We start from the raw sequence: 21,543 nt of genomic DNA, 5'->3' as shown, positions 1-21,543 counted from the left end.
ATCCTCGCCCTCGGATGCCGTCTCGCGCACTCTCGAGTCATGACCGACACCAGCACCCCCTCCGACGTCCTCACCATCGGCGCCTCGTTCGCCGGCCTCGCCGCCGCCACCGCGCTCGGCCGGAGCCTGCGCGACGTGGTCGTCGTCGACGGCGGCGCGCCCCGCAACGCGCCCTCTCCCGGCGCCCACAACGTGCTGACCCGCGACGGCACCCCGCCCGTCGAGCTGGCCCGCCTCGGCCGCCTCGAGGCCGAGGGCTACGGCGCCCGGGTCGTGACCGGCCGCGTGATCAGCGCCTCCGCCTCCGGCGCCGGCGTCTCCGCCACCCTCGAGGACGGCACCGTGCTGCGCGCCCGCCGCCTCCTGCTCGCGACCGGCGTCCGCGACCACCTGCCCGCGATCCCCGGCCTCGCCGAGCGCTGGGGACGCGACGCGCTGCACTGCCCCTACTGCCACGGCTTCGAGGTCCGCGGGCAGCGGATCGGCGTGCTCGGCAGCTCCTTCTCGGGCCACCAGGCGCAGATGTTCCGGCAGCTGAGCGACCGCACCTCGATCCTGTCGAACGGCGTGTGCGTGCCCTCGGCGGAGGAGGCCGAGGCCCTCGCTGCACGGGGCATCGAGCTCGTCCCCGGCGTCGTCGAGCAGGTCGTCGTCGAGGACGACCGCCTCGTCGGCGTCCTGATCGACGGCCGCCTGCACCCCCTCGACGCGCTCGTCGTCGGCCCGCGCGTCGAGGCCGTCCTGCCCGAGGGTCTCGGCCTCGAGCTCGTCGACCACCCGTCCGGAGCCGCCCGCCACCTCGCCGTCGACCCGATGGGCCGCACCGGAGTGCCCCGCGTCTTCGCCGCCGGCTCCGTCGTCGAGCCGATGGCGCAGGTGATGGCCTCGGCCGCCGACGGCCTGCGCGTCGCCGCCGCGATCAATTACGACCTGATCGAGGAGGAGATCGCCGCGGCGCTCGGCGCAGCCGCGGCCTGAGCTAGCGCCGCCGGTACTCCAGCTCCGGGCGCCCGGGGGAGCCGTAGCGCGGGGCGCGCTCGGCGACTCCGGTGTCGGCGAGGTGCTCGAGGTAGCGCCGGGCCGTCACCCGCGAGATGTCGAGGCGGGTCGCGAGCTCGCCCGCCGAGAGGCCGACGGGCCCGAGCAGTCCGGTGACCGCCTCGAGGGTCTCGGCCGAGAGCCCCTTCGCCAGGCCCGGCGCGTTCGAGGTCCGCAGCGCCGCGAACGCACCGTCGACCTCGAGCTGGCTCGCGACGTCCGCGCCGTGCATGCGTTCCCGATAGGAGCGGTAGCTCGCGAGCTTCGCCGCGAAGACGCTGAAGACGAACGGCTTGATCAGGTACTGCACGATCCCGGCCGAGACGGAGGCGCGCACCACGGCCGCGTCGCGCACGGCCGTGATCGCGATCACGTCGACGTCGAGCCCCGCCGTGCGGACCGCCCGGCAGAGGTCGAGCCCGCCCATGTCGGGCAGGTTCATGTCGAGGAGGATCAGCGCGATCGCCGGGTCCGCCCGCAGCGCGCGGATCGCCTCCGCCCCGCTGCCGGCCACCGCGGCGACCTCGAACCCGTCGACCCGGCGCACGTAGTCGGCGTGCGCGCTCGCGGTCAGCGGCTCGTCCTCCACCACCAGCACGCGGATGCTCATCGCGTCGCTCCCTCGCGCAGCGGCAGCTGCACCGTGAACACCGCACCGACGTGCCGCGACACCTCGATGCTCCCGCCGAGCCGCTCGACCACCTGCTGCACGAGGGCCAGGCCGATCCCGCGGCCGAACGCGTCCGACTCCTTCGTCGAGTAGCCGCGGGCGAACACGTCGGCGGCCTCCTCGACTCCGGGGCCGCTGTCCGAGACCTGCAGCACCAGGTCCCCGCCGTCGCCGAGACCCAGGTAGACCTCGACCCACGGTTCGCGGTCGAGCGCGGAGGAGGCGGCCGCGTCGAGCGCGTTGTCGATCAGATTGCCGAGCACGGTCACCAGGTCGCCCGGCTCGAAGCCCTGGGTGCCGGGCTCGAGGTGCGTCTCGAGGTGCAGCTCGACGCCGCGCTCGCGGGCCTGCGCCGCCTTGCCGAGCAGCAGCGCGGCGATCACCGGCTCCTGCACCGAGCTCAGCACCCGGTCGGCGAGCCGCTGACTCAGGTTGAGCTCGCCGGCCGCGAAGGCGAGCGCCTCCTGGGGGCGGCCGAGCTCGATCAGCGACGCGATCGTGTGCAGGCGGTTCGAGAACTCGTGGGTCTGCGAGCGCAGCGCATCCGAGAGGGTGCGCATCGACTCCAGCTCGCCGCTGACCCGCTGCAGCTCCGTGCGGTCGCGGAGGGTCGTGACCGTGCCGAGCGGCCGGGCGCCCGGCGAGGCGGCCGGCCGCTCGTTGACGACGAGGATGCGCTCGTGCGCGACGACCAGGCGGTCGGCGATCGGCTCGTCGGCCTGCAGCAGCTCGCGCAGCGCCTCGGGGATGTCGAGATCGGCGACCGGGATCGGCGTCTGGACGCCCTCGAGCCCGAGCAGCTCGAGCGCGTGGTCGTTGGCGAGCACGAGCCGCCCGCGATCGTCGACCAGCAGCAGCCCCTCGCGGACCGAGTGCAGCACCGACTCGTAGTACGCGAAGACCTGGCTCATCTGCTCCGGCCCGCGCCCGCCCGTGACCCGGCGGAGGTACCGGGCGAGCAGCCACGAGCCGACGCCGCCGAGCGCGACCGCGCCGAGCACGCCCCAGGCCACGACCTGCACGCGCGAGACGAAGGAGGCGTCGACCGCCGAGAGCGTCACGCCCGCCGAGACCAGCGCCACGACGGTCCCGTCGGCATCGAGGATCGGCGCGACCGCGCGCACCGACGGGCCGAGCGTTCCCGTGTAGGTCTCGGTGAACGTGCGCCCCTCGAGCGCGGGCGCGATCGTGCCGAGGAAGGGGAGGCCGATCTGGTCGCGGTCGCGATGCGTGAGGCGGGTGCGGTCGGGATCCATGATCGTGAGGAAGTCGACGCCGGTGTCGGCCATGATCTCCTCGGCGTACGGCTGGAGCGATGCCGACGGATCCGCCTCCTCGGTCGCCTCGAGCACGAACGGGTTGTCGGCGACGGTGCGGGCCACCACCAGACTCCGCTGGGCCGCCTCCTCGCCCGAGCGGCCGCGGGCGTCGATCGCGAGCACAACTACGGCGGCGGCGCCGACCAGCAGGATGCAGAGGAGCTGGATCACGAACAGCCGCGCGGCGATGCTCCCGCGGGGACCGCGCGCGGCGACCGGCCTGACCATCGCGAACCTCCTCGTCCGTGAACAGTATGAACGCAACCTCCGACCCCGACCGCGGCGGGTCCAGCATCGTCCTGTGCCGGAGCCCCCGCTCCGCCGACTCGACGAAGAGACAGGACACGCTCATGGCGAAGACGCCCGGCAGCCCCAGGCCCCGCACCGATCGGCTCAGTCCCGCGGTCACCCCCGCGAAGACCCGCAGGCGGATCGACCGCAATCACTGGCTCTACATCGCGGTCATCATCGCCGTGGTCGCGGGCGTCGTCGTCGGGCTCGTCGCCCCCGCCTTCGCCGCGACGCTCGAGCCCGTCGGCAAGGCCTTCGTCGGCCTGATCAAGATGATGATCGCGCCGATCATCTTCTGCACGATCGTGATCGGCATCGGATCGATCGCGAAGGCCGCCACGGTCGGCAAGGTCGGCGGGCTCGCGCTCGGCTACTTCATCGTGATGTCGACCTTCGCGCTCGCGATCGGCCTCGTCGTCGGCAACCTGCTGCACCCGGGCGAGGGCCTCGACATCTCCAACGCCCAGTACGACACGAGCGACCTGAAGGCCGAGACGACGTCCGAGTTCATCCTCGGCATCATCCCCGTCTCGCTCTTCTCCTCGCTGGTCGACGGCAGCATCCTGCAGACCCTCTTCGTCGCCCTCCTGGTCGGCTTCGCCCTGCAGAAGATGGGCCCCAAGGGCCAGCCGATCCTCGGAGCGATCAAGCAGCTGCAGGTGCTCGTCTTCCGCATCCTCTCGATGGTGCTCTGGGTCGCCCCGATCGGCGCCTTCGGTGCGATCGCGGCGGTCGTCGGCAAGACCGGCTGGGGCGCGGTCGTCGCCCTCGCCACGCTGATGATCGGCTTCTACCTCACCTGCGCGATCTTCGTGGTCGTCATCCTCGGCCTGCTGCTGCGCCTGGTCACCGGCGTCAGCATCTTCTCGCTGATGAAGTACCTGGCCCGCGAGTACCTCCTGATCGTCGGCACCTCCTCCTCCGAGGCGGCTCTGCCCCGCCTGATCGCCAAGATGGAGCACCTCGGCGTCTCCAAGCCCGTCGTCGGCATCACCGTCCCGACCGGCTACTCGTTCAACCTCGACGGCACCGCGATCTACCTGACGATGGCCTCGCTCTTCATCGCCTCCGCCACCGGTGCGCCGATGTCGATCCCGGAGCAGATCGGCCTCCTCCTCTTCATGATGATCGCGTCCAAGGGCGCCGCCGGCGTCACCGGAGCCGGCCTCGCCACCCTCGCGGGCGGCCTGCAGTCCTTCCGCCCCGACCTCGTCAACGGAGTCGGCGTCATCGTCGGCATCGACCGGTTCATGTCGGAGGCGCGCGCCGTCACCAACTTCACCGGCAACGCGGTCGCCACCCTGCTGGTCGGCACCTGGACCAAGCAGATCGACATGGTGCAGGTCCGCGAGGTGCTCGGCGGCCGCCTGCCGTTCGACGAGGCCACCCTCGGCGCCGACGACCACGGCTCCGACGGGCACGGTGCGCCCGCCTCCGGCACCTCGATCACCGAGGGCATCGCCTCGATCCAGGACTCGGACGAGGCCGGCCGCACCCGCGCCGAGCTGGCGGCCAAGCGCTAGCCGACACGCACGACGAAGGCCCCGCCGGAACTCCCCGGCGGGGCCTTCGTGCGTGTGGGCGTCAGCGGGAGGAGCCGGCTGCGCCCGCGTCCCCCCCCCCATGCTGGTCGAGTAGCCGCCGCAGGCGGCGTATCGAGACCCACCAGCGTCAGCAGATCAGGCCTGAGCCCTGCGCTTCTGACGGACGTGGATCTCGATACGCCCGCTGCGCGGGCTACTCGATCAGCAGCGGGGGGACGCGGGCTTGCAGGCTCGGTCGATCGGCGGTCTGGCCGGGGCGTCCGCGGTCACTCAGTGCCGCCGCACCCCGAACAGCGGCAGGGTGACCGAGCAGAGCGGGCCGATCAGGGCCGCGAAGAGCAGCGTGCCGAGGCCGACGTCGCCGCCGAGTGCCCAGCCGGTGAGCAGCACGGTGACCTCGACGCCCGAGCGCGCGATCCAGATCGGCAGCCCGGTGCGCGCGTGCAGCCCGGTCATCAGACCGTCGCGCGGGCCGGGCCCGAGGCGCGCGCCGATGTAGATGCCGCTGGCGATCGCGAGCAGCAGCAGTCCGCCGGCGAACATCAGCGCGCGGCCCCACCACAGCTCCGGCGCGGGGAGCACGGCGATCCCGACGTCGATCATCGTCCCGACGACCAGCACGTTGAGCACCGTGCCGAGCCCCGGCCGCTGCCGGAGAGGGATCCACAGCAGCAGCACGAGCAGGCCGATCACGTTGGTGAGCAGTCCGATCCCCAGTCCGGTCTGGCGTGAGAGGCCCTGCGAGAAGACGGTCCACGGGTCCACTCCGATTCCGGCGCGGATCATCATCGCGTCGGCGAACCCGTAGAGCATCAGCCCGATCAGCAGCCGCGGGACGGGTCGCCAGCGCCACTGGCTCAGGGGAGGGGCGGCGACGAGCGTCGGGGCGGTGCTGGCGGTCATGGCCCCATCCCACCCCACGATTGGCCTTCCCCGCGCGGTCCAATCCGGCTACCTTGGACGCATGGCTGATGTCCACTTCGGCGTGCGCGCCCTGCAGACCCTCCTCGGCGACTGGCGCGAGCAGCGCGGCACGCGACCCGCGTACCTCGCGCTCGCCGACCGCATCCGCCTCCTGAGCATCGACGGGCGGATCCCGACCGACAGCCGGCTGCCCGCCGAGCGCGAGCTGTCGACCCGGCTCGGCGTCAGCCGCACCACGGTGGCGGCCGCCTACCGGGAGCTCCGCGAGAGCGGCTACCTGGTCAGCGTCCGCGGCTCCGGCAGTGTGACCCGCCTCCCGGGGGCGGCCGTCCACGCGGTGCCCTCGCTCGCGCCCGACTTCCTCGACTTCACCAAGGCGGCGCTCCCCGCCGTTCCCGAGCTCGCCGAGGCCTACGGCCGCGCGGCCGATCGGATGGCGGAGCACTTCGACGCCGGCTCCTACGACACCGTCGGCCTGCCGATCCTCCGTCGCGCGATCGCCGACCGCTACACGCAGCGGGGGCTCCGCACCGAGCCCGGCCAGATCATGGTGACGATCGGCGCCCAGCACGCCATCGCCCTCGTCGCCCGGACCCTGCTCGCCCGCGGCGACCGCGCCCTGATCGAGGCGCCAACCTACCCGCACGCCTACGAGGCGCTGCGTCTCGCGGGTGCCCGGCTCGTGCCGGTCAACGTCGACGGCGCCGACGGCTGGGACGGCGAGGGCCTGATCGCCGCGCTCCGCGGCACCAGCCCCTCGCTCGCCTACCTGATGCCCGACTTCCACAACCCGACGGGCCGCTCGATGGCTCCGGAGCTGCGCGAGCGCGCGATCGCCGCGGCGGCGCGCCAGGGCACGCTGATCATCGCCGACGAGACGACGGCCGAGCTCGACATCGACCGGCGGATGACTCCGCTGCCCTTCGCGGCCTACGGGCCGGAGGGCACGGTCCTCTCGATCGGCTCGGTGGGCAAGACCCTCTGGGGCGGCATCCGCATCGGCTGGATCCGCGCCGAGCGCAGCGTCATCCGCAAGCTCGTCGCTGCGCGCAGTGCGGGGGATCTCGGCAGCCCCGTCCTCGAGCAGCTGCTGGTCGCCGACATGCTCGGGCGGATGGACGGCGTGCTCGAGCTGCGCCGCGCCCAGCTCCGCGCCGGCCGCGACCACCTCGAGGAGGCGCTCTCGCGCGCGATCCCGGAGTGGAGCGTCCCGCGGGTCTCTGGCGGCCTCTCGACCTGGGTCGGCCTCGGCCGCCCCGCCAGCTCGCAGCTGGCGCTCGCCGCCCGCACCTCTGGCCTGCTGATCACGGCGGGTCCGCGGTTCGGGATCGACGGAGCCTTCGAGCGCTTCCTCCGCATCCCGATCGGCTACTCGCCCGAGACGACCGACCGCGCGGTCGAGGCGCTCGCCGCCGCGTGGGCGCAGGTCGCCCGGCACCCGGCGGCCGAAGTGGGGTACCTGGCGGACGTCGTCTAGTCGGCGATCATCCCCCGGGTCGACGAATACTCAGCTGGCTGATGGAAGACTCTTAGCGTGCATCTCCTCGCCGTCCTGAGCATGAAGAACCGGGCGCTCATCGCCCTCGTCACCGTCGTCATCGCCGTGTTCGGCGGTGTCGCCCTCACCGGTCTGAAGCAGGAGCTCGCTCCGTCGATCTCGTTCCCGCAGCTCGCGGTGATCTCGAGCTACCCGGGTGCCGCGCCGGAGGTGGTCAACGACGACGTCTCGACTCCGATCGAGACCGCGATCCAGGGTGTGCCGGGGCTCGAGACGACCAGCGCGACCTCGTCGACGAACTCGTCGCTGATCTCGGCGTCCTTCGTCTACGGCACCGATCTCGCGACCGCCGAGCAGAAGATCCTGCAGGCGATCAACCGCATCAAGAGCACGCTGCCCGAGGGAGTCGACCCGCAGGTCGTCACCGGCTCGTTCGACGACCTGCCCGTGCTGCAGCTCGCGGTCTCGAGCGACGGAGACGCGAAGGAGCTCGCGAGCACTCTGCGCACCTCCGTCATCCCCGATCTCGAGAAGGTCGACGGAGTGCGCGAGGTCGCGCTGGTCGGTGAGAGCGCCCAGCGCGTCACCATCACTCCCGACGATGCGCAGCTGGCCGCGGCCGGACTCACGGTGAACGACATCCGCACCGCCCTGCAGCAGAACGGCGTGCTCGTCGCCGGTGGCGAGATCACCCAGGACGGCTCGACCTTCTCGGTGCAGTCGGGCGTCAAGCTCGGCTCGACGGACGACATCGCCTCCCTCCCGCTGCTGCCCTCGCTCACCGGGGCCTCCGGGCTGCAGGCCGTGCCCACCGTCACGACCGTCGGCGCCGTCGCCGCGGTCGCCCTGACGGACGCCCCGATCACCTCGATCTCGCGGGTCAACGGCCAGCCCGCGCTCACGCTCTCGATCACGAAGCTGCCCGCCGCGAACACCGTCGACGTGTCGACCGGCGTCACCGCGCTGCTGCCCGACCTCGAGGCCTCCCTCGGCGACGGAGCGACATTCACCTCGGTCTTCGACCAGGCCCCCTACATCCAGGACTCGATCGAGTCGCTCGCGCAGGAGGGGGCGCTCGGCCTCGTCTTCGCCGTGCTGGTGATCCTCGTGTTCCTGCTGTCGGTGCGCTCGACGCTCGTCACCGCGATCTCGATCCCGACCTCGGTGCTGATCACCTTCATCGGCTTGCAGACCGCGGGCTACACGCTCAACATCCTCACGCTCGGCGCCCTGACGATCGCGATCGGACGCGTGGTCGACGACTCCATCGTGGTCATCGAGAACATCAAGCGGCACCTCGACGCGGGGGAGGAGCGCGCGGCCACGATCGCCGTCGCCGTGCGCGAGGTCGCCGGAGCGATCACCGCCTCCACCATCACGACCGTCGCCGTGTTCCTGCCGATCTCGTTCGTCGGCGGCACCACGGGCGAGCTGTTCCGGCCCTTCGCCCTGACCGTCACGATCGCGCTGCTCGCCTCCCTGGTCGTCGCGCTGACGATCGTGCCGGTGCTGGCCTACTGGTTCCTCCGCCCCTCCAAGCGCGCCGGAGTGCGCGAGGCGGCCCAGGCGGCGCTCGCCGAGGAGCGCAGCGCGGCGGGCGAGCAGACCGCGCACGAGGAGGCACCGCCGCGCCACGGTGCCCACGCCGCCCCCCGCCGCGGCTCCGCGCTGCAGCGCGTCTACGGACCGGTCATCGGCTGGACGCTGCGCCACTCCGTCACGACGGTGCTGCTCGCCCTGCTCGTGCTCGTGGGCACCGGCGCGCTCTACCCGCTGATGAAGACGAACTTCCTCGGCTCCAGCGGCCAGAACACCTTCACCGTCACCCAGACCGTCCCGGTCGGGCAGAGCCTCGACGCGCAGGATGTGACCGCCCAGCAGGCGAGCGCCGCGATCCTCGACGTCGGCGGGGTCGAGACCGTGCAGCTCTCGATCGGCTCGTCCGGCGGCGGCCTGCAGAGCGCCTTCGGCGGCGGCGGAGGCGGCTCCTCCATCCGCTACTCGGTCACCACCGACGAGTCGGCTGATCAGGAGGTCGTGCAGTCCGACGTCCGCGACGCGCTCGGCGCGATCGCCTCGCCCGACGACATCAGCGTCGCCGCCTCGTCCGGCTTCGGCGCCTCCTCGGACATCGAGGTCGACCTCTCGAGCGCGTCGCAGAGCGATCTGCAGGGCGCGAACGACACCCTGCTCGAGGCGCTGCGCGGCACCGACGGCATCAGCCAGGCCGAGAGCAACCTCTCCTCCTCGCTGCCCTACATCGCGGTCCGCGTCGACCGGGCGGCGGCGGCGGAGGCGGGACTCAGCGAGGTCGCGGTCGGCACGCTCGTCAGTCAGGCCCTGCAGCCCACCCAGGTCGGCAGTGTCGTGATCGACGACCGGACGCTCTCGGTCTACCTGGCCGACGCGCAGCCTCCGGCGACCCTCGACGCACTGTCGGCCCTGCCGATCCCGACCCGCGCCGGCGAGGTGGCGCTCTCGACGCTCGCCACGGTCGAGCAGACGAACGGCCCCGCGAGCATCACCACCGAGCGCGGGCAGCGCACGGCGACGATCACCGTGACCCCCGAGGGCGACGACCTCGCCTCCGCGAACGTCGCCGTGCAGTCGGCGATCGACGACACCGACCTGCCGGCCGGCGTCTCGGCCTCGCTCGGCGGCGTCACCGCCGACCAGAGCGACGCGTTCTCGCAGCTCGGGATCGCGCTGCTGGTGGCGATCCTGATCGTCTACGTGGTGATGGTCGCGACCTTCCGCTCGCTGCTGCAGCCGCTGCTCCTGCTGGTGTCGGTGCCGTTCGCGGCGACCGGGGCTATCGCCCTGCAGGTCATCACGGGCGTGCCGCTCGGCGTGCCGTCGCTGATCGGCGTGCTGATGCTGATCGGCATCGTGGTGACCAACGCGATCGTGCTCGTCGACCTGGTGAACCAGTACCGCGAGCGCGGGATGCCGGTGCGGGAGGCGCTGCTGCACGGCACCGAGCGGCGGCTCCGCCCCATCCTGATGACCGCCCTCGCGACGATCTTCGCCCTGCTGCCGATGGCGCTCGGGATCACCGGTCACGGCGGCTTCATCTCGCAACCGCTGGCGATCGTCGTGATCGGCGGACTCGTGTCCTCGACCGTGCTGACCCTCGTCGTGCTGCCCGTCGTCTACAACCTGGTCGAGGGGTATCGTGAGCGGCGGCGTGCCGCTCGCGCCGAGGGGGCATCGGCATGAGTCGCATGAGCACGGCCGACACGACCACGATCGGCTCCCGCTGGAAGAGCGGTCCCGAGCGGGCCGCTGCGGTCCTGGCCGAGGTGGGCCCCGAGCGCTTCGTCGATCCCGACTTCCGCCCCGGCACCCTCCGGCACATCGTGCTCTTCCGCTTCCGGCCGACGGCGCTCGTCTCCGAGGTCGACGCGGTGACGGAGCGCTTCGTGGCGCTCGCCGATGAGTGCGTCCGCGACGGGAAGCCGTACATCGTCTCGCTCGAGACCGGTCCGCAGCTCAGCTCCGAGGGCGCGGGCGAGGGCTTCGACCGCGCGTTCCTGCTGACCTTCGCGTCGGAGGGCGACCTCAACTACTACCTCGGCCGCCCGGCGGTCGACGGCCCCGGCCTGTTCGATCCGGCGCACGACGCCTTCAAGGCGTTCGTCGGGCCGTTCCTCGACACGGCGGGCGTCGTGGCGTTCGACTTCCGGCCCGAGTCGCGCCTGGACTGACTCGGATGGCGACCCCCGAGTTCATCCTGCGGCTGCGCGAGCGGATCGGCACCGAGCTGCTCTGGCTGACGGGCGTCACCGCGGTGATCCTCCGCGAGGATCACGTGCTGCTCGTCCGCCGCTCCGACACCGGCGCGTGGACCCCGGTGACCGGCGTCATCGACCCGGGTGAGACCGTCGCCGCGACCGCCGTGCGCGAGGCGCTGGAGGAGACGGGCGTCGTCATCGAGGTCGAGCGCCTCGTCTGGGTGCACACCCTCGCGCCGATGCAGTACCCCAACGGCGACCGCGCGCAGTACCTCGACCACACCGTCCGCGCCCGCTACGTCTCGGGCGAGGCGCACGTCGCCGACGAGGAGTCGAGCGAGGTCGGCTGGTTCGCGCTCGACGCGCTGCCGCCGATGTCGGCGGACCACCGCGAGCGGATCGCGCGGGCGCTGTCGGACTCGGGGGAGTGCGCGCTCGACTGAGGCGCGAGGCGGCTCGAGCCGACAGGGCTCGAGCCTTCGTCGTGCGGCTCGACCGCGTCAGACGTGCTCCGACACGAGCACCGCGGTCGTGCCCGGCTCGAGGGCGTCGAACACGTGCTGCTCGTCGCCCGGGTACGAGAGGTAGTCGCCCGGCCCGAGCTCGACCGGCTCGTCGGCCGGGCCGACGCGGGCGCGGCCGGTCGAGAGCACGACGTGCTCGACGGTGCCGCGGGCGTGCGGGGCGGAGTCGCGCGCGGTGCCGGGCCCGCCCGCGACGAGGTAGACGTCGCGGCGCGCTCCGGGCGGGCAGGCGCTGAGCAGGGTCGCGACGTAGTCGGCCGTCGCGGAGGCGATGCGCGGCCCGTCGCCCGCGCGGATCAGCTGGACGGTGCGCCGCGGCGGCTCGACGAGGTGCGAGAACGGGACTCCGAGGGCGCCGCCGAGCGCCCAGAGCGTCTCGAGGTTCGGGTTTCCCTCGCCCGCCTCCAGCTGCGAGAGGGTCGACTTCGCGATGCCGGCGCGGCGCGCGATCTCGGAGATGCTCAGGCCGAGGCGGCCGCGCTCGCGGCGGAGGGCGGCGGCCACCAGGTCGCGGGGGGATTCGGTCACTTCGTTCGGCTTCCTGATCGAGCGTTCGACTTGACGAACGCAAGGGGCGACGGCACGATGGCCGCATGTCCACCATATGCGCCGCGCGTTCGCTCCTCCGAACACTCACAGTCGCCGATCGGCGCGCCATCGCCCTCGTCGGTGCCTCCGTCGCGGTGGTCGGCGTCTCGTACGGGCTCGGCGCGGCCGGCGCGGGCTTCCCGCTCTGGCAGATCCTGCTGCTCGCCGTGGCGGTCTTCGGCGCATCCGCCGAGATCCTGTTCGTCGGAGTGATCGCCGCCGGAGGCGCACCGCTCGCCGCCGCGCTCGCCGCGCTGCTCGTCAACGCGCGCGCCCTGCCCTACGGGATGACAGTGGGCGCCTTCCTGCCGAGCGGTCCCCTCCGCCTCGTCGGCGCGCACCTGGCGAACGACGAGACCGTCGCGCTGGCGATGTCGGGCGGGACGCGCGAGCGCCGCCGCGCGCTGTTCTGGACGTCGGGCGCGGTCGTCGCGCTCGCCTGGCCGCTCGGCGCTCTCGTCGGAGCCCTGCTCGGCGCCGTGGTCGCCGACCCGGCGGTGCTCGGGCTCGACGCCGTGTTCCCCGCCGTCCTGCTCGCCCTCGCGCTTCCGTCCCTGCGGCGGGCGCGGACCGCTGCCGCAGCGACGGCCGGGGGAGTGGTCGCGCTCGCGGTCCTGCCGATCGCTCCGCTCGGCCTCGCGCCCGTGCTGGCCCTCACCGGCCTCGTCGTCGCGGGGAGGCGCGCGTGAGCACCGCGGCGGTCACCCTCGGCATCGCGGTCCTCGCCGTCGGAAGCTTCGCACTCCGCGCGGGCGGCGCCGCGCTCGGCGACCGGGTCGACCTCGGTGAGGCGACCGGGCGCCTCCTCGACCGCGGCACGGTGGTGCTGCTCGTCGCCGTCGCCCTCGTCTCGACCCTTGCCGACGGCACCGAGCCGGCCCCCGCCTCCCGGGCGGTCGGCGTCGCGGCAGGAGTGGCGGCCGCGCTGCTGCGCGCGCCGCTCGTCGTCGTCGTGCTGACGGCGGCACTGGTGACCGCGCTGCTGCGGTGGTGATTGCGCGTCACCCCGGTGCTGCCGGTCAGATCGCCTTCGCGAAGCAGACGCCCGAGACATCGCCGACGTGGGCCCCGAATCCGTCGATCTCGATGAAGCCCAGTGCGGAGGCGGTGGCGATCGCCTCGGTCGCCCCGACGGGGACGCGGAACCGCATCGTGCGGATCCGCTGGACCCTCGCCCAGGCCTCGGCCGCGGTGACCAGTCGCCGGGCGACTCCCGCGCGTCGCGCCGCGGGCAGCACCGTCGCCGCGAGCAGCTCGGCGAAGTCGTCGGGCCCCGGCGCGAGCGCGAGCGCACCGAGCAGCTGCCCGCCGGAGTCGCGCGCCGCGAAGGCGCGGGCGTGCCGCGGGGGAGGCGGCGTCAGCAGCGCCGCGAGATCGGCCGCGTCCCCGCGCTCGAGTCGGACGACGATGCCGGCCGTCACGACTCGGGGTCCGTCGCTCCGGCGTCGAGTGACAGGGTCTGCTCGGCCGGGGCGTCGAGCTGCGCGTGCAGGAACTCGACGATCGTGCCGCGCAGGGACTCGTCGAGCATGGCGATCGAGTGCGCCGCTCCGGGGACGACCACGAAGTCGACGCTCGCGCCCGCCGCGTCGAGAGCGTCGGCGAACGCGCTCGACTGCGAGAGCGCGATCCGCTCCTCGGCCGAGTGCGCGATCAGGAAGGCGGGCTCCGTGCCGTCGACATGGGCGAGCGGCGACGCCTCCGCCGCCGCGGGGCACGCGGCGAGGTCGGCGCAGTCGAGATACGTGCGCACAGCACCGGCGACCCCCACGACCGGGTCGTCGTCGGCGAGGCCGGCCGCGGTCAGATCGGAGGGGCCGCTGAGGTCGACCACCGCGGCCAGGCGGGACGAGGTCGACTCCCGAGTGCCGAGGAGCGAGACGAGATTGCCGCCGGCCGAGCCGCCGAACGCCGCCACCCGATCGGGGTCGATGCCGAAGCGCTCGGTCTGCGCAGGATCGAGGATCCAGTCGAGAGCGGCCGACACGTCGTCGATCTGCGCGGGGAACACGGCGTCGGGAGCGAGGCGGTAGTTCACCGAGACCGCGACGAAGCCCTCCGAGGCGAGCCACTGGCAGAGCGGCCGCCAGTTGACGTCGGCCTTGTCGCCGCGCGCCCAGCTCCCGCCGTGCACCACGAGCACCGCGGGGAGGGGCGAGGCGCCGGCGTCGACCGGCGAGCAGACGTCGAGCGCCTGGCCCGTCGCCTCGTCGTAGACCAGGTCGGCCTCGACCGGGACATCCGGGTACGCGGCGACCGGAGCCGCCCCGGGGGCCTGCGCGATCGGCTCCGACACGGGAGTGCTCGAGCATCCGGCGAGCAGCCCCGCGGTGAGCGCCAGGATCGCCGCAGACAGGGCGAAGGATCGCGTGGGTCGGAGAGGCTCGCGCATGGGTGAGACGAGCGTATGCGCCGTGAACCCCCTGCGCCTAGAGCAACCCCGTGATCAGGGGGTGTACAGCGGCTCGACCGGCTCGCGCTCCTCTATCGGAGCCGCACTCGGCGCCTCCGACTGCAGCCGCACCAGCACCACGCCGACGAGGATCAGCGCCCCGCCCGCGAACTGGATCGGCGCGGGGAGCTCCCCCAGCAGCGCCCAGGCCGCGACGATCGAGAACAGCACCTCGGTGAGCCCGACGAACGAGGCGATCCGCGTGCCGAGCCGCGATCCGCCGGCGATGCCGAGCAGGTACGCGGTGACCGTCGACATGCCCAGGATCACGGCGGCGGGCAGCAGCCACGACACCTCCGAGCCCACGAACAGCACGTCGCCGAAGCTCGCCCGCAGCGGCACGATCCCGATGGCTCCGAGGGCCAGGAGGAGCACCGCGCCCACCGCCATCGCGCCGGCCGTCAGGGCGATCGGCGGAAGCTCCGGATCGATCCGCCCGGCGATCACGTAGTAGACGCAGAGGCCGAGCGAGGCGGTGAGCGCCCACGCGACGCCGACGAGTTCGGGAGTGGCCTGGCCCGACAGGTCGAGCACGAGCACCAGCCCCAGCAGGGCGAGCGCGGAGCCCGCTAGGGTGAACCGTCCTGGGTGCCGGCGCGTCCGCGCCCAGGCGAAGAGCACGAGGAACACCGGAGCGAGGTACTCGATCAGCAGGGCGACGCCGACCGACATGTGCTCGATCGCGCTGTAGAAGCAGAGCTGCGCGGCGATGACGGCGAACACTCCGTAGAGCCCGATCGTGCCGACGTTGCGGCGCAGCACGTGCCAGCGGCCCCGGAGGGAGAGGACCGCGGGGACCGCGAGGATCAGCGCCGCGCCTCCCGCTCGCCAGAGCACGGCGGCCGCCGGGGTCCAGCCCGCCTCGAGCAGCGGCTTCACGAAGGGGCCGCCGAGCCCGAAAGCGGCGGCGGCCGCCAGTGCGAGCACGAGGCCCGAACCGAGGCGGCGTGGCTGCGCTGTGGTGGTCATGGCTGGCCCTTCATGAGTCAAAGCCGGTTTGCCGGTGACAAGCGGTATGCTCGTGACACTAACCGCCCGCGCTGTCAGGAGTCAACATGGTCTTCGCTCATGACGTCGAAGCGGCCCTCACCGCGACCGCCGTCCTCGTCAACACCCTCCCCGAGCTCTCGCCGTCGGGCGAGGACGAACTGGTCACCCTCGAGCAGCTCGAGGACTTCGTGCTCGACAACCGCTACACAGGCAGTCGCGAGCACTCGCCCGACGAACTCGAGGCGGTCCGCGGAGTCCGTGCGCCGCTCCGGGCGCTCTGGCTGAGCCGGGCCGAGGAGGACCTCGTCGCCCTCGTCAACGCGATGCTCGAGGACGCGCCGGCCCTTCCGCAGCTCGTCCGCCACGGCATCTACGGCTGGCACCTGCACGCCACCCGCGACGAGAGCCCCCTCGCCACGCGCATCGTCGTCGAGGCGGCCATGGCGTTCGTCGACGTCGTCCGCGGCGACGAGCGCGACCGCATCCGCCTCTGCGCCGCCGACGACTGCGAGGCCGTGCTCGTCGACCTCTCCCGCAACCGCTCCAAGCGCTACTGCGACACCGGCAACTGCGGCAACCGCGCGAACGTCGCGGCGTACCGGGCGCGGCGAGCCTCGGAGTAGCGGGACCTAGCCAGCGGCAGCGTGCGCCTGTATACTCCTGCGGTCGGCTCTTGACTCCGTGCGCTGACGCGCGGATGGGTTTGTCAGTCAAGCGGGCCGGATCCACGACAGTCGTCGTCGGATAAATCACATGTGTGAATCGGCCCCGATCAGCGATCGCCCGCTCGGCACTCTCGTCCACGAGAGCAGGAGCGGCCTGTCGCCCGGGTTCTCGCAGGCCTGCGCTCGAACGCCCCCACGAGGGTGCTGATCGCCGCAGTCTGCTCGCGCACGACCTGAACCCAGGAAGCAGCAGTCATGCCCAAGAACAAGAAGCCCGCCGGCGGGCGCCCCGCCAAGAACTTCGAGCCCAACCGCTTCGGCGCGTCCAGCGGCAAGTCGCAGCTCGGAGGCCGCTCTCGCTTCCCCGCCGCGAAGCCCGGTGCGCGCAGCGAGGGCCACCGCGGCTACCGCCCCGTCGACGAGAACGCGCCCAAGAAGGCGCGCTGGAACGCCGACGAGCGCGCCGAGCGCGCGTCCGAGCGGAGCGAGCGCCCCGAGGAGCGCCGCAGCTACGACCGCAGCGAGCGCCCGGCGCGCTCGTTCGACCGCGACGCCCGGCCCGCGCGCTCGTTCGACCGCAGCGAGCGTCCTGGGCGCTCGTTCGACCGCGACGAGCGCCCCGCGCGAAGCTCCGACCGCACCGAGCGTCCGGCGCGCGGCTACGACCGTGACGCCCGTCCGGCGCGTTCGAACTACCGTGATGAGCGCCCGGCCCGCTCGTACGATCGCGATGCCCGCCCGGCGCGCTCCAACGACCGTGATGAGCGGCCCGCCCGCTCGTTCGACCGCGACACCCGTCCCGCCCGCTCGCACGATCGCGGCGACCGCCCGACGCGGAGCTTCGACCGTCACGACAAGCCCTCGCGCCGCGACTCCGGTTCGGACTTCTACCCGAGCCGCACCTCGCGCCCGGGCCACCAGGCCGACGACGTCGTGCTCGAGCGCCTCGAGGCGACCTCGACCCTCGCGGTCGACGTCGAGGGCGTCACCTTCGGCGACCTCGGCCTGGGTGCCAACATCGTTCGTCAGCTGACCGAGATGGGGGCGGCCGCGCCGTTCCCGATCCAGGCCGCGACCATCCCCGAGGTGCTCGCCGGCAAGGACGTCCTCGGCCGCGGAAAGACCGGCTCGGGCAAGACGATCGCGTTCGGCGCCCCCGTCGTCGAGCGCCTCATGGAGAACAACGGAGCCAAGGGTCGCAAGCCCGGCCGCGCACCCCGCGCGCTGATCCTCGCGCCCACCCGTGAACTGGCCATGCAGATCGACCGCACGATCCAGCCGATCGCGCGCTCCGTCGGCCTCTTCACGGCGACCATCTACGGCGGCGTCCCTCAGTACAAGCAGGTCGGCGCCCTCCAGCGCGGGGTCGACATCATCATCGCGACGCCGGGTCGCCTCGAGGACCTCATCGAGCAGGGTCGCCTCGACCTCTCGAGCATCACGATCACGGTGCTCGACGAGGCCGACCACATGTGCGACCTCGGCTTCCTCGAGCCGGTGCAGCGCATCCTCCGCGGCACGGCGACCGGCGGCCAGCGCCTGCTGTTCTCGGCGACCCTCGACAAGGGCGTCGCGACGCTCGTCGAGGAGTTCCTCGTGACGCCGAGCGTGCACGAGGTCGCGGGCGAGGACCAGGCGTCCTCGACCATCGACCACCGCGTCCTGCTGATCGAGCACCGAGACAAGGGCCGGATCATCGAGGAGCTCGCCGCTCGCGCAGGCAAGACGCTGATCTTCGCCCGCACGCGCGCGTTCGCGGAGCAGCTCGCTGAGCAGCTCGAGCACGCCGACATCCCCGCGACGAGCCTGCACGGCGACCTCAACCAGTCGCGTCGCACGCGCAACCTCGCATTGCTCACGAGCGGTCGCGTCGACGTCCTCGTGGCGACCGACGTCGCGGCTCGCGGCATCCACGTCGACGACATCGACTTGGTCATCCAGGCCGACGCGCCGGACGAGTACAAGACCTACCTGCACCGCTCCGGCCGCACCGGCCGCGCGGGCAAGAAGGGCACGGTCGTGACGCTCATCACGCGCAACCGCCGCCACCGCATGGAGGAGTTGCTCGAGCGCGCCGAGATCGAGGCCGACATGGTCTCCGCGTTCCCGGGCGATCGCGTGCTGGCCGAGATCAGCGCGCCCGCCGAGTAAGGGCGACAGGCACGGTGAACGGCGCGGATCCTGCGGGATTCGCGCCGTTCGTCGTCTCGCCGACGCTGGGGCCCGGTCTCAGACCGCCGGCGGTGTCTCGTCGAAGCTCGGTCGCGGCGGTGGCCCCGGCGCCTTCCCGAGAAGCACGGTCGGCCGGGTCGTCACGCGTCTCCCGGTCGGTGTCGTCCAGTCCGCGACGCCGTCGGGATGGAGGACGTACGTCCAGCGATCGCCGTGGCGGACGTGGTGATGTCCGGTGCAGAGCGAGGCCACGTTCTGCAGGGCGGTCTCGCCTCCGTTGCGCCATTCGATCGTGTGATCGGCCTCCGCGGTGGAGGCGGGTCGGGTGCAGCCGGGGAAGCGGCAGGTCTGATCGCGGAGCTGCAGGTGCAGTCGCATGCGCGGCGGAGGGACCCGGTGGGTCCGGCCGACGGAGGTGACGGTCCCGGTGTCCGGGTCGGTCAGGATGCGGGTGAAGGAGGCACCGACTCCGACGAGGTCGCGGGCGACGTCGGCGGGGATCAGTCCGTAGCCGTCGAGGTCGGCCGGCGCGTCGTCGGCAGTGGTGGCGGTGCTCGCGGCGAGCGTCAGCCGCACCTCGGCGCGCACTCCGGACACGAACGTTGCAGCGGCGGTCTCGGGCCCGCTCACGGGGGTCGTGCCGGCGATGTCGCCGTCGGTCAGCAGATCGGCGAGCGCGTCGGCGCGCAGGTGTGCAAGTGTCCGCTCTTCGCTGTCGGTGTGGTCGCGGAGGGTTCTGGCGATGCGGTCGATGCGGTCGATGCGGTCGAAGGCGCCCATCGTGACCGTGGCCGGCAGCACGGCGCAGAATGTCGCCATCCCGTCGATCCTCGGGCTCACCCACACGCTCCGATCGGCGCGGGCGCGCACGTGCCGGGCGGCGAGCGGTTCGTCGTGCAGCTCGTCCCGCATCCGCATGACAGCCCTCTGCAGCTGCGAGGGAGTCGCGGTCAGCGCCACCTCGGCCGCGCGCTCGTCGAACTCGATCAGCGACGCCTGCGGGAGGGTGAGTGCGGTGTCGCAGATCACCTCGCTCGCCTCCCACAGGATCGCGCCGGCCGCGAGAGCGGCGCGGGTGCGCGGGAGCTCCTCGGTCAGCAGCTGCGCATGAGCGAGAGTGCGCGTGATGAGCCGTTCGGTGGTCCGCATCGCGACCGCCAGATCCGCCCTGATCGACCTCTCGAACAGATCATCGGATCCCCTGCGGGGCAGGCGGGTACCGAGCGCGAACGCCTCCGGGATCAACCGCGCCGCCCGGTACGCCGCGTACAGCCCTGTGGCGCGGGTGAGGGATGCGAGAGACGACATGACGCCCGCGGCGACGGCGACGTCGGTGAGCGCTCTGACCGTGTCGGGCGTCACCTCCGCCGCTGCTTCCTTGCCTGTTCTCTCCATGTGGACATCGAATCAGAGAGGTCCGCCACCGGACCGGCCGCCGGCTCCGAACGGGACGACTCGCCCTCGCATCGTGCCTGTGGAGGAGTCCGGGCGCCCTAGCCGCGCTCGACCTGCGACAGCTCTCCCGAGACGTCCTCGCCCGGCACCCGCGCCGTCCGCCAGGTGTCGATCGCGATGACCGATCCGAGCATCACGAGCGACAGCGAGAACGACGCGAGGGTGTCGGTCAGCCAGTGGTAGCCCAGGTAGAGGCGGCTGACGATCTGGCAGACGATCATCCCGAGGGCGAGCGCGTACCCTCCGATCGCCCAGAGGGGCGACGAGCGTCGCGAGGCGAGCAGGAACGTCGTGATCAGGAAGAAGTCGCAGACGCCCATCACGTGTCCCGACGGGTACGAGAAGGTCAGGTCGGGCCCGAGCAGCATGGTCGCGATCGGCGGGCGGGAGCGCTCGACGAGGAACGCGGCGAGCTGCACGCTGATCACGCCGACGAGCATGAAGACGGCGAGGAGCACCGGTCGCCAGAGGTGGCGCGCGAGGGCGATCCACAGCACGAGCACGACGGCGATGATCCCCGGCAGGTAGACCGGCCCGAAGACCGTGGCGAGCACGTCCATCACGACGGTGCCCTCGGCGAACCGCCGCTCGCGGAACCACTCGGCGATCGGGACATCGAGGGCGGCCAGCCCGGAGCGGGTCATCACCTGGGCGGTGAGGGCCGCGAAGGCGAGCAGCCCGACGGCGATCAGCGATCCGGCGGACCTGTTCAGCCGCCTCCGCGCCGGGGCGGGCATGTACCGCTCCTCGACGATGAAGCGCTGGTGGAACCGGGTGCGGCGCGAGAGGGCGGAGTCGGGGGACTGCATCCGCACACCGTAGGGCGGTGCGGCCCCGGGCACACGGAAGGGGCGGACGCTTGCGCGCCCGCCCCTGTCGGTGTTACTGCCGTGGTGACTAGCTGGCCGGGGGGGTCAGCACCGTGTCGATGAGGTACACGGTCGCGTTGGCGGTCTGGACGCCTCCGCAGATGACCGAGGCGTCGTTGACCTTGATGTCGTCGCCGGAACCGGTGACGGTGACGTCGCCGCCCTGGACGGTGGTGTGCGTGCCGTCGATGTCGTCAGGGGCGATCTGGCCGGGGACGACGTGGTAGGTGAGGATCGACGAGAGCGTCGCAGCGCCCTCGGGGGTCTTCAGCGTCTCGAGGGTCGCGGCGTCGAGCTTGGCGAACGCGTCGTCGACGGGGGCGAAGACGGTGAACTCGCTGCCGTTCAGCGTGTCGACGAGGTTGACGTCGGGGTTGAGCGCACCCGAGACCGCAGCGGTCAGCGTGGTGAGCAGCGGGTTGTTCGACGCGGCGGTGGCCACCGGGTCGAGGGCCATGCCGGCGACCGAGCCGGAGCCGTCCGGGACCTGCTCGGCATAGGCGGCGCAGCCGGAGCCGACGAGGTTGGCGGCCGGGTCCATCGTGGCCGACGAGGTCGCCATGGGGGTCGACATCTCGGTAGCGGCGTCGGAGGACTCGGTGGTGCTTCCGCTGCCGCTCGAGCAGGCGGTGAGGCCGAGGGTGGCGGTGCCCAGCAGGGCGAATGCGGCGAGCATGGTGCGCTTGGTGGATCGCATGGGGTTTCTCCTTCGTGAGACGGTCTCCACGGGGGAGCGGAGGACCTGAACTGTGTGGACCGTTTCGCGGCCGTTGTCATGTCTTCGGAGCCCTCCGTGAGGGGGTTTGGAAT

At 72.5% G+C, this 21,543-nt stretch carries 20 protein-coding genes; 10 read left to right on the top strand and 10 right to left on the bottom strand.

Annotated elements, in window-relative coordinates:
• The first annotated feature begins 39 nt into the window (after positions 1–39).
• Positions 40–978: an NAD(P)/FAD-dependent oxidoreductase gene (locus tag GRS92_RS01735; protein ID WP_159852698.1), complete on the top strand. Its 939-nt coding sequence runs from the start codon at positions 40–42 to the stop codon at positions 976–978.
• A 1-nt stretch (position 979) separates the two neighbouring features.
• On the opposite strand, the gene GRS92_RS01730 is transcribed toward GRS92_RS01735, so the two are convergent.
• Together GRS92_RS01730 and GRS92_RS01725 are read right to left on the bottom strand one after the other, a co-directional pair.
• The gene (locus tag GRS92_RS01730; RefSeq protein ID WP_159852696.1) at positions 980–1,648 is read right to left on the bottom strand and encodes a response regulator; all 669 of its coding nucleotides are present in this window, start codon (positions 1,646–1,648) and stop codon (positions 980–982) included.
• The gene (locus tag GRS92_RS01725) at positions 1,645–3,255 is read right to left on the bottom strand and encodes a sensor histidine kinase (RefSeq protein ID WP_159852694.1); all 1,611 of its coding nucleotides are present in this window, start codon (positions 3,253–3,255) and stop codon (positions 1,645–1,647) included. Before GRS92_RS01725 ends, GRS92_RS01730 begins: the two co-directional genes overlap by 4 nt.
• 122 nt (positions 3,256–3,377) lie before the next feature.
• Here GRS92_RS01725 and GRS92_RS01720 point away from each other — a divergent pair, with 122 nt between their 5' ends.
• On the top strand, positions 3,378–4,841 hold the full coding sequence (locus GRS92_RS01720; protein WP_159852692.1) for a cation:dicarboxylate symporter family transporter: 1,464 nt from the start codon (positions 3,378–3,380) through the stop codon (positions 4,839–4,841).
• A 291-nt stretch (positions 4,842–5,132) separates the two neighbouring features.
• Here the strand turns inward: GRS92_RS01720 and yczE are convergent, their stop codons facing one another.
• Positions 5,133–5,675 carry a membrane protein YczE gene (gene yczE, locus GRS92_RS01715; protein ID WP_159853258.1) on the bottom strand — a complete coding sequence of 181 codons (543 nt, stop codon included), beginning with the start codon at positions 5,673–5,675 and terminating at the stop codon, positions 5,133–5,135.
• A 151-nt stretch (positions 5,676–5,826) separates the two neighbouring features.
• Between yczE and yczR the strand changes: the two genes are divergently transcribed.
• Genes yczR through GRS92_RS01695 form a run of 4 tightly spaced genes read left to right on the top strand, consistent with a single transcriptional unit; the run spans position 5,827 to position 11,461 of the window.
• Positions 5,827–7,263 carry a MocR-like transcription factor YczR gene (gene yczR, locus GRS92_RS01710; protein ID WP_159852690.1) on the top strand — a complete coding sequence of 479 codons (1,437 nt, stop codon included), beginning with the start codon at positions 5,827–5,829 and terminating at the stop codon, positions 7,261–7,263.
• A 57-nt stretch (positions 7,264–7,320) separates the two neighbouring features.
• On the top strand, positions 7,321–10,503 hold the full coding sequence (locus GRS92_RS01705; protein ID WP_159852688.1) for an efflux RND transporter permease subunit: 3,183 nt from the start codon (positions 7,321–7,323) through the stop codon (positions 10,501–10,503).
• The gene (locus tag GRS92_RS01700) at positions 10,500–10,991 is read left to right on the top strand and encodes a Dabb family protein (RefSeq protein ID WP_235021760.1); all 492 of its coding nucleotides are present in this window, start codon (positions 10,500–10,502) and stop codon (positions 10,989–10,991) included. Before GRS92_RS01705 ends, GRS92_RS01700 begins: the two co-directional genes overlap by 4 nt.
• 5 nt (positions 10,992–10,996) lie before the next feature.
• The gene (locus GRS92_RS01695; RefSeq protein ID WP_159852684.1) at positions 10,997–11,461 is read left to right on the top strand and encodes an NUDIX hydrolase; all 465 of its coding nucleotides are present in this window, start codon (positions 10,997–10,999) and stop codon (positions 11,459–11,461) included.
• 57 nt (positions 11,462–11,518) lie between these two features.
• On the opposite strand, the gene GRS92_RS01690 is transcribed toward GRS92_RS01695, so the two are convergent.
• On the bottom strand, positions 11,519–12,070 hold the full coding sequence (locus tag GRS92_RS01690) for a helix-turn-helix domain-containing protein (RefSeq protein ID WP_204162105.1): 552 nt from the start codon (positions 12,068–12,070) through the stop codon (positions 11,519–11,521).
• A gap of 65 nt (positions 12,071–12,135) precedes the next feature.
• Here GRS92_RS01690 and GRS92_RS01685 point away from each other — a divergent pair, with 65 nt between their 5' ends.
• Positions 12,136–12,819, top strand: coding sequence for an AzlC family ABC transporter permease (locus GRS92_RS01685; protein ID WP_159852682.1), 684 nt, complete (start codon positions 12,136–12,138; stop codon positions 12,817–12,819).
• Positions 12,816–13,124 carry an AzlD domain-containing protein gene (locus GRS92_RS01680; protein WP_159852680.1) on the top strand — a complete coding sequence of 103 codons (309 nt, stop codon included), beginning with the start codon at positions 12,816–12,818 and terminating at the stop codon, positions 13,122–13,124. The genes GRS92_RS01685 and GRS92_RS01680 overlap by 4 nt, the downstream gene beginning before the upstream one ends.
• A 25-nt stretch (positions 13,125–13,149) precedes the next feature.
• On the opposite strand, the gene GRS92_RS01675 is transcribed toward GRS92_RS01680, so the two are convergent.
• Genes GRS92_RS01675 through GRS92_RS01665 form a run of 3 tightly spaced genes read right to left on the bottom strand, consistent with a single transcriptional unit; the run spans position 13,150 to position 15,551 of the window.
• Positions 13,150–13,551, bottom strand: a complete 402-nt coding sequence (locus tag GRS92_RS01675; RefSeq protein ID WP_159852678.1) for a GNAT family N-acetyltransferase — start codon at positions 13,549–13,551, stop codon at positions 13,150–13,152.
• Positions 13,548–14,522, bottom strand: coding sequence for an alpha/beta hydrolase (locus GRS92_RS01670; RefSeq protein WP_159852676.1), 975 nt, complete (start codon positions 14,520–14,522; stop codon positions 13,548–13,550). The genes GRS92_RS01675 and GRS92_RS01670 overlap by 4 nt, the downstream gene beginning before the upstream one ends.
• Before the next feature lie 54 nt (positions 14,523–14,576).
• A complete protein-coding gene (locus GRS92_RS01665) occupies positions 14,577–15,551 on the bottom strand; it encodes an EamA family transporter (RefSeq protein ID WP_159852674.1) in 975 nt (324 codons plus the stop codon).
• A gap of 86 nt (positions 15,552–15,637) precedes the next feature.
• Here GRS92_RS01665 and GRS92_RS01660 point away from each other — a divergent pair, with 86 nt between their 5' ends.
• Together GRS92_RS01660 and GRS92_RS01655 are read left to right on the top strand one after the other, a co-directional pair.
• On the top strand, positions 15,638–16,195 hold the full coding sequence (locus GRS92_RS01660) for a CGNR zinc finger domain-containing protein (protein ID WP_159852672.1): 558 nt from the start codon (positions 15,638–15,640) through the stop codon (positions 16,193–16,195).
• 297 nt (positions 16,196–16,492) lie between these two features.
• Positions 16,493–18,388, top strand: a complete 1,896-nt coding sequence (locus GRS92_RS01655) for a DEAD/DEAH box helicase (protein ID WP_159852670.1) — start codon at positions 16,493–16,495, stop codon at positions 18,386–18,388.
• A gap of 78 nt (positions 18,389–18,466) precedes the next feature.
• On the opposite strand, the gene GRS92_RS01650 is transcribed toward GRS92_RS01655, so the two are convergent.
• The 3 genes from GRS92_RS01650 to GRS92_RS01640 all read right to left on the bottom strand — a co-directional run bounded on the left by GRS92_RS01650 (position 18,467) and on the right by GRS92_RS01640 (position 21,430).
• On the bottom strand, positions 18,467–19,804 hold the full coding sequence (locus tag GRS92_RS01650; protein ID WP_159852668.1) for an HNH endonuclease signature motif containing protein: 1,338 nt from the start codon (positions 19,802–19,804) through the stop codon (positions 18,467–18,469).
• Positions 19,805–19,902: 98 nt separating this feature from the next.
• Positions 19,903–20,673: a phosphatase PAP2 family protein gene (locus GRS92_RS01645; RefSeq protein ID WP_159852666.1), complete on the bottom strand. Its 771-nt coding sequence runs from the start codon at positions 20,671–20,673 to the stop codon at positions 19,903–19,905.
• Between the two features lie 88 nt (positions 20,674–20,761).
• On the bottom strand, positions 20,762–21,430 hold the full coding sequence (locus GRS92_RS01640; protein ID WP_159852664.1) for a fasciclin domain-containing protein: 669 nt from the start codon (positions 21,428–21,430) through the stop codon (positions 20,762–20,764).
• Positions 21,431–21,543: the final 113 nt, after the last annotated feature.

The organism is Rathayibacter sp. VKM Ac-2754 (assembly GCF_009807095.1).
In the GTDB taxonomy this organism is placed as follows: Bacteria; Actinomycetota; Actinomycetes; order Actinomycetales; family Microbacteriaceae; genus Rathayibacter.
Note: the sequence above shows the minus strand (reverse complement) of the source record. Positions and strands in the feature narration are given on the sequence as shown.